This is a genomic window from Actinomyces sp. ICM39 (assembly GCF_000282935.1).
In the GTDB taxonomy this organism is placed as follows: domain Bacteria; phylum Actinomycetota; class Actinomycetes; order Actinomycetales; family Actinomycetaceae; genus Pauljensenia; species Pauljensenia odontolytica_B.
The window spans coordinates 1-7,392 of the sequence record NZ_ALCB01000024.1 but is presented as its reverse complement, the minus strand read 5'-3'; the positions used below and the strand labels follow the sequence as shown (position 1 = coordinate 7,392).

2 protein-coding genes are annotated in these 7,392 nt (G+C 65.9%); both read right to left on the bottom strand.

Annotated features, from left to right (window positions below):
- Positions 1-275: 275 nt before the first annotated feature.
- Positions 276-4,190: a S8 family serine peptidase gene (locus HMPREF1137_RS01415; RefSeq protein WP_007587983.1), complete on the bottom strand. Its 3,915-nt coding sequence runs from the start codon at positions 4,188-4,190 to the stop codon at positions 276-278.
- 195 nt (positions 4,191-4,385) lie between these two features.
- The gene (locus HMPREF1137_RS01410; RefSeq protein ID WP_034496235.1) at positions 4,386-7,004 is read right to left on the bottom strand and encodes a leucine-rich repeat protein; all 2,619 of its coding nucleotides are present in this window, start codon (positions 7,002-7,004) and stop codon (positions 4,386-4,388) included.
- Between the last annotated feature and the right edge of the window lie 388 nt (positions 7,005-7,392).

Below are 7,392 nucleotides of genomic sequence, written 5' to 3'. Positions count from 1 at the left end.
TTGCGGTCGGCCCCTCGGCTTATCCCATCAACACAGTGCAAGTTTTCCCAGAAGGCTCCTCGAAAAAGTCTCGTCGGCATGTCCCGGACCCTCATGGTCCGTGCCGTATTCCCTTGTGATGACATTCAGTGTAAACAGCGAACCTTGCGACAACGACAAGACAACCTGAAAAAACCCTGGGAATTTTGGCGCCTGCCTCCTTTGACAGACGTCAGGCCCGCACATCCCACATGTAGCAGGGTGTGCGGGCCTGGACGGTCAGTCTCAGGGGCGGCCTAGCTGATCAGCTGCCCCGTCTCGGAGAAGGTGTACCACGTCCAGAAGATACGCAGTCGACCCGTGGCCATCGCGCCGCTTCCGGTCTTCAGGTAGTACCAGGCACCGCCGTCCTTGAGCCACCCCGTCATCATCTTGCCGGTGGTGGGATTGAGGTAGTACCAGGTGTCGCCATCCTTGACCCATCCGGTCGCCATGACGCCCGTAGCCGGGTCCAGGTAGTACCAGGAGATCCCGTCGAGGACCCAGCCGCTCGCCTGCGCGCCCAATGCATTGTGGTAGTACCACGAGCCTTGCTCCCTCACCCATCCGGTGCGCATGTAGCCGCGCGCGTCGAAGCGGTACGTCGCTCCATCGATAGCAAGGGTCGCATCGGTGGGGTACGTGCCATCCTCGTAGCGGTACCACCAGCCGCGGCCATCCCACTTCCAGGTGCCGGCCTTGGGGGCGGGCGCGGGGGCGCTGACGTGGATGGTGGCGCTGACGGACACGCTCGGCTGCGTCGGGTCGGAGACGGTGATGGTCGCGTCGCCCGCGCCCACCGCGCGCACCTCGCCAGTCGCACTGACGGTGGCCACGGCCTCGTCCGAGGAGGACCAGACGACACCGGTCACGTTCGCGTCCGCGGGCTCGTGGGTGGCGCTCAGCGTGAGGGTCTCCCCCACACCGAGCGTGGCGGACTCGCGCGACAACGCGAGCGACGTCATGGGGATCGCCTTGAGGGCGACCGGCGCCGTTGCCTCGTTGACCGGCCAGTCCCACACGTGAAGGTAGATCGTCGACGGGTCACCGCCGATGCTCGTCAGGGCGTCTTTCAGCGGCACGTCGAAGTGGATGTGGACCAGACCGTCCTCGCTGCGCCCGGTCGGGTAGACCTCGGCGCCGCGCTCGACGACCTTGCCGTCCTCGGTAGCCGAGAAGCCGACACCGGCGATGGCCGAGGAGTCGGTGACGTCGAAGGACAGGACGCGGTCCTTGCCCTCGCCCGAAACCGTCACGTTGGAGATGACGGGAGCCTGCGTGTCCAGGATGACGCTGTAGCTGATGGACTGGGTCGCGGGCGACGGGCCGTAGGACGAGGCCTCGATCGTCAGCGTGTAGCGTCCGTCCGGCAGCTCGGTGCCGTCCGGCGCGTAGCCGTTGAACCACGGGTCGCAGCCCGGCGCGGAGTCCTCGACCGTGCGTGGCGAGCGCGTGTGCACGTCGTAGATGGACCGATCCGCGCGCCCGCACGTGAAGGAGCGGATCGTCTCCCCGGCCTCGTTCCTAAAGGTGTAGGTCAGCGAGGGAACGGAGCGCAGCAGCACCGTGCCCGGGGTGACGACGGTCCGGGCGTCCTCGTGCGTGGAGCGCGAGATAACGAGGAGGTCGGGATTGACCCCGTTGATCATCCGCTCGTCCTCGACGTCGAAGGGGCTCTGCTGGCCAAAGGGCAGGCGCCCATTCATGAACGTCGACCCGTATCCGCTGATGTGATTGTCCGGCGTGACCAGGTCGAAGATCGCAGGCGCACCCCAGGAGCCGTAGAAGCCCACGTAGGGGACGGTGAGGTTGGGAGCGCCGTCGGCGCTCGTGAAGGTGACGGCGCCGTCGATGAACGTACCCTTGGGCGTGCTCTCCGCAGCGTACGAGGCAAAGGCAGAGCGCGGGGTCACGGTGACGGTAACGGTTGCGGCACCCTTGGCGGGCACGGTCACCGAGTCGGAGGAGAAGGTCAGGTCGATGCCCTGTCCCGCCCAGTTCGTCGAGTGGTGCGTGAACAGCATGCTCTCGACCTTTTCGGACAGCGCCTGCCCGCCCAGCGTGTAGGTGTGGGCAGTGTCGGAGACGTTCGTCAGGGTCACCTGGAAGGTCCACCCGGAGGTTCCGTCACCCAAATCGGCCTTGGGACGCGAGGGATCCGCTGCCCCGACGACGCTCGGGTACACGGACGAGGTCGTGGCGCCCTGGGCGTCCACCAGACCTGCACCCACGCGGCGCGGCGAGTAGAAAGTGCCGTTATTCTGCTCCGCGTCCACGATCGGGCGCGCGGTGCCCATCAGGAGGTTCGTGACCACGGCGTTCTTCTCGGAGGCGGACAGGGCCGCAAACGCCGGATCGGTTGCCACGCGCTGACGCACGAGGGTAGCGACCGCGCCGGCCTGAGCCGAGGCCTCGGCCGTACCGGACAGTCGATCGTAGTAGTTGCCGGGGGTCGCGGACATGACCGCGCCGCCGGGGGCCGCGACCTCGGGCTTGAGCCGCAGGTCGGGGGTCACGCCCATGGAGGAGAAGTCGGAGGCGTGGACCCCCTCGGGCACGGTGAGGATCGTGGAGGGAGAGACGTTCACCTCGATCGATCCGCTCTCCGAGGCCTTGATGGCGTCGTAGAGGCGGTTGCGGTCCGAGGTCGTAATGGTCGCCATCGGCAGGTTGAACCATCGATCGACCGACCACTTGATGGGGGTCTCGCTGTCGTACCAGTGTCCGAGCAGAACGCCGGCGGGCTTGCTGGTCAGGGACTTGAGGGCCTTGATCTTGTGCTTGACCTCCACCGAGTTACCGCGTGAGTCGTTGCCTCCCAGCTCCTCAAGGAGGATCGTGCGCGACAGGTCCCCGTAGTCCGTTCCAAGGTGCTTGGTCAGGTCCTCGCTCGAGCCGTTGCCTGCGTAGACCACGCGGTACGTGCCCTCGGCGAGGGTGTCGAAGCCGGGGCCGTCTCCCTTGCTCATGCGTCCCAGGGGGCGGTACCCGATCAGGTGATCACCGAAGGTGAGGGCACCCATGATCTCCTGCTCGTTGACCGAGGCTACGGCGAGGGTTGAGGAGAAGGCTGCGGGGAAGCCGAGCGCACCGTTGTCAGGATCGTCCGCTCGACCGTAGCTCTCGACGTCACCGGCGGGCGCGTAGACGGTCGAGCCCTGCGCGCCGAGGGCCTCGTAGACGTGGGAGTAGAGGGCCTCTGCGTCGTCCGTGAATCCTTCGGTCTTGGAGAAGGAGACCGAGACGACGTCGGGCTTGAGGACCATCGCGTCGTCGAGCGCGGCCAGGAGGTTCACGTCGCTCGCCTGGTTGCCCGGATCGGTCGTCACCTTCGCGACGATCAGCTGGGCCTGGGGTGCTGCGCCCGAGAACTGTCCGCTGTTAGCCGCGGCGAGGGCTGCGACGTGCGTGCCCTGGTTGTTGGCGCTGCGGGCTCCGTCGCCTCCTTCCTCCGTGGCCAGCACGTCGGTGTCCCCATCACCGTAGTCGTAGGCAAAGGGGATCTTGGGGCTCACCCACACGCCACCCTTGCCGGCGCCCAGCTGCGAGGCGAGCGAGGCCACCGAGTCCTGCGTGAAGCGCAGCGACGCTGCATCCATGTCGCCGGCAAAAGCCTGGTGCGAGGTATCGATGCCACTGTCGATGAGCTCGATGACCTGGCCCTGGCCCTTCTGGGCGAGCGCATCGGCCCGCATCATCTGGGCCGCGGCACCGGTGGCAGCATCCGACTCGTCACCCCCTGCGACGGCGCGGTAGCCTCCCGAGATCTCATCATCGGTGGCGAACGTGTGGCTGCCGTCGAGGAAGGCACCCTTGACGCCGGACGTCGCCTTGATGACACCGAGCGTCGAGGCGGGCGCCTGGATCGCAAAGCCGTCAAAGGCGTGGTGGTAGTCGCGCACGTCGGAGATGGTCGCCCCCGGGAGAGCTGCGGCCACGGCCTCGCCGATGCGTTTCTTCATCTGCGCGTAGTACGCGGCATGGTCGGCCCCGGCGTCGCCCACCTCGAGCTGGACGATGATCGTCGCCGGGGAGTCGTTCGCTCCCTGCTGGGGCGACGAGGCCTGGGTGGCGTCGGCCTCGTCCGCGAAGGCCGCGGGCACGCCGATCGTGGTGAGCGCGAGGGCGCCGGCCGCTATGAGCGTCAGCGCTGAGCGTCGGTAGTGGAACATTGTCGGCTCGCTTTCTTCACACATAAAGTGTTGAGCTGCATGAGGATGAGTGATCGCGCGGCACATCCCTGTGGGGCGCGATAGGGCGGGCGGAGCGTATGCGGTGCCCGCGTCGCCTTGCGAGCGCGCCCGCTCCCCCGGCATGAGTCCGGGCGGGGCGGGCGCAACGCATGGGTAGTCCTTCGGGTCAGCGGGTCAGCGGATCAACGTGCCGTTGTCGGCGAATCGGTAGTACTTCCACACGATCCACAGACGTCCGGTCGCCATCTGGCCACTGCCGGGCTTGAGGTAGTACCAGGAGCCGTCCTCGTAGTGCCATCCGGTCTTCATCTTCCCGTTGGTGGGGATCAGGTAGTACCAGTGCGAACCGTCTTCGACCCATCCCGTGGCCATCTGGCCACTTCCGGGGGTCAGGTAGTACCAGGAGACGCCGTCAAGGACCCAGCCGGTGGCCTGAGCGCCGGACAGCGCGTGGTAGTACCAGGCGCCCTGCTCGAAGACCCAGCCGGTACGCATGTAGCCGTCCGCGTCGAAGCGGTAGACCTGGCCGTCGATGGTCTTGGCCGTGTTCGCGGGGTAGGTGCCGTCCGCGTAGCGGTACCACCAGCCGCGAGCGCCCCACGTCCACGCGCCCTGGGCGGGCGTCGTATCAGACGAGGCCTTGAGGGTCACGGTCGTCGAGGTGACGGCGTGGGGGTCCTGACGCACGTCGAGGCGCAGGACGACGTCGGCGCTGGTCGGGGTCCAGGTGTAGGAGGCGGTAGACGCACTCTCATCCGAGCTGCCCTGCATCGAGTCCCAGTCCTGGAGAACCGTTTCGGTACCATCCCCGCCGATCTGCACGACGCGCGTCTGGCGTCCGCCCAGGGTGCCGCCCTGCGCGGAGACGTTCACGGTCGTCGGAGTACCCACGGAGGTGGTGAGCGTGTATCCGGGTCCGGCCTCGGTGATTCCGTCGCCCGACACTGCGACCTGCAGGCGGGTGTACTCGAAGAGGTTTGCCGTGTTGTAGCCGGCTTCCTTCATGGCCGCCTCGGTGAGCGTCCAGGCCTTCGAGCCCCTGGGGGCGGCGACGTAAATCTCGGTGCCCGCCTTGAGGTCGTCGGCCATATCGGCGGCGAGCTTGATGTCCTGCACGGTCGAGGGCAGGACCAGGACGCGCGGCGTGTCGAACCAGAAGGTGAAGCTAGTCATCCCCTCACCGAAGTAGGCGCTGTCGGGGCGCCCGTTGGAGGCCTTGCCCTCGTAGTAGAACTCGCCGTTGTTACCGCCGCGCACGATGATGTGGCGCGGGGTGGGGGTTTCGCGCGGGGTCATCCACAGTTCCGTGACCTTCGAACCCAGCTCGATCGTGTCCAGACCGTTGTTGACGAGGCCGCGGGCGACCGTCACCGAGTCGGGGATGACAAGGTCGGTGAGGTTCGCGTCGCCGTCAAAGGCACCGTAGCCGATGGTCGTGAGCCCCTCGGGCAGGACGACGCGACGCAGAGACGTGTTGTGCGCGAAAGCGGTGTCGGCGATAGCGACCGTGCCGTCAGGAACCGTGAATTCGGAGGCCCCGTTCGTGGGCAGGTACAGGACCAGGGTGCGGCCCGCATCGCCCTTGCTGTACAGGACGCCGTCTTCCACGGTGTAGACCGAGTTGGCGGGGGCAACGCTCAGCGAGGCGAGGTTGCTCGCGTTCACGAATGCGGATTCACCAATGGAGGTGAGGCCGGAGCCCAGATGCACAGACCGGAGCGCAGCGTTCCCAGCGAACGCGCCCTTACCGATCGAGGTTACCGAGTCGGGCAACGACACAGAGACGAGAGCCGAACCGTCGAAGGCATAGTCGCCAACGTCGGTCAGGCGATTCAGGTCGGGGCGGAAATTCACCTCGGCGAGCGCCTTATCGTAGCGGAAGGCACTATCTGTGAGCACCTTCGTGCCGCCCAGGTCGACTCGCTGCAGCTTGGGCATGTACCAAAAGGCTGTGTCGTCCATGGACTCGAAGCCATCGGGCAGGGCCAGGGAGGTAATCTGCGAGCCCACGAACGCACCCCTGTTCACGTGGCGCAGGCTCGACGGCAAAGCCAGGGAGGTGATCTGCGCGGAGGAGAAAGCGCCCTCGTCGATGGTCGTGGTCCCCTCGGAAACCGTGTAGGCTCCGCCCTTATTCTTCGCCTGCGGGTAGGTCGCCAGGTGGGTCAGACCCTTCGTGTACAGGACCCCGTCAAGGCTCTGGTAGTTCTGGTTGGCCGCGTCAACTTCGATGCTCTCCAGGAGCGGAGTACGTGCGAATGCAGCGAAAAGACCGTCGGCCTGGACGTTCGGGCCAACGTGGACGGAGCGCAGTTTCCCCATGTCGCTGAAAGTCTCGAGGCCCGCCGTCTTGAGAGAGCGAGGCAGCGTGACGTGTTCGAGCGGGGTGTATGCGAAGACGCGTTCTCCAAGCGTCTCCAGCTGCGAGGGATGCGCATCGTCATCCTGGAAGGTGACCTGGGTCAGCGGCTGGCCCGAGAAGGCGTTGTCGTCGATCGCTCGCACGCTCGCGGGGATCCACAGACTCGTCAGCTGCGTGTCAGTGAAGGCATTCGTGCTGATCTCGGTCACGCCCTCGGGGATGCGAACATCCGTCGCAGTGCCCGTGTACGACACGAGCACGCCGTCGGCGTCGATGGTGAACCCATCGGCATTGGCTTGCAGCGGGGCGGCTGCGTTGACCCGACCGGCGGTGCCAGCGTCTGCCGCGAACGCGGCTGGCACGCTGACCACGGTCAGGGACAGGGCGCCGGCGAGCGCGAACGCCAGCACCGTTGACTTTCGATGGGACATCTGTGACCCCCTCTATTGACAGTTGGTAAGGGAAGGCTCCGTGTTGCGACCACGACCCCTCGTGTCAAACATATCCCTCAAGAGGGTTTTTAGGTACCCCCTGAGACACTCCTTCTCAGCATGCGTCGGTCGAACATTTGTGGTCTTTGCCCGTAGTACCATGCATCATTCCGAACCGACAGATAATACGAAGAGGTGACAATGCAGGCGTTTTCCGCCCGTATTTTCTAGGGTTGCATGACATCTTTCCACCGAATCTGACAAATCAACCAGCAGCCACGATTTGCGCCATATATGCCCCTACAAGCAAGCGCGTGGGAAGCCATAGCACGACGGTCCCGACCTAGTGGTCGAACAAAGGCCCGCGCCCCCGGGGATTCCCCCGGGG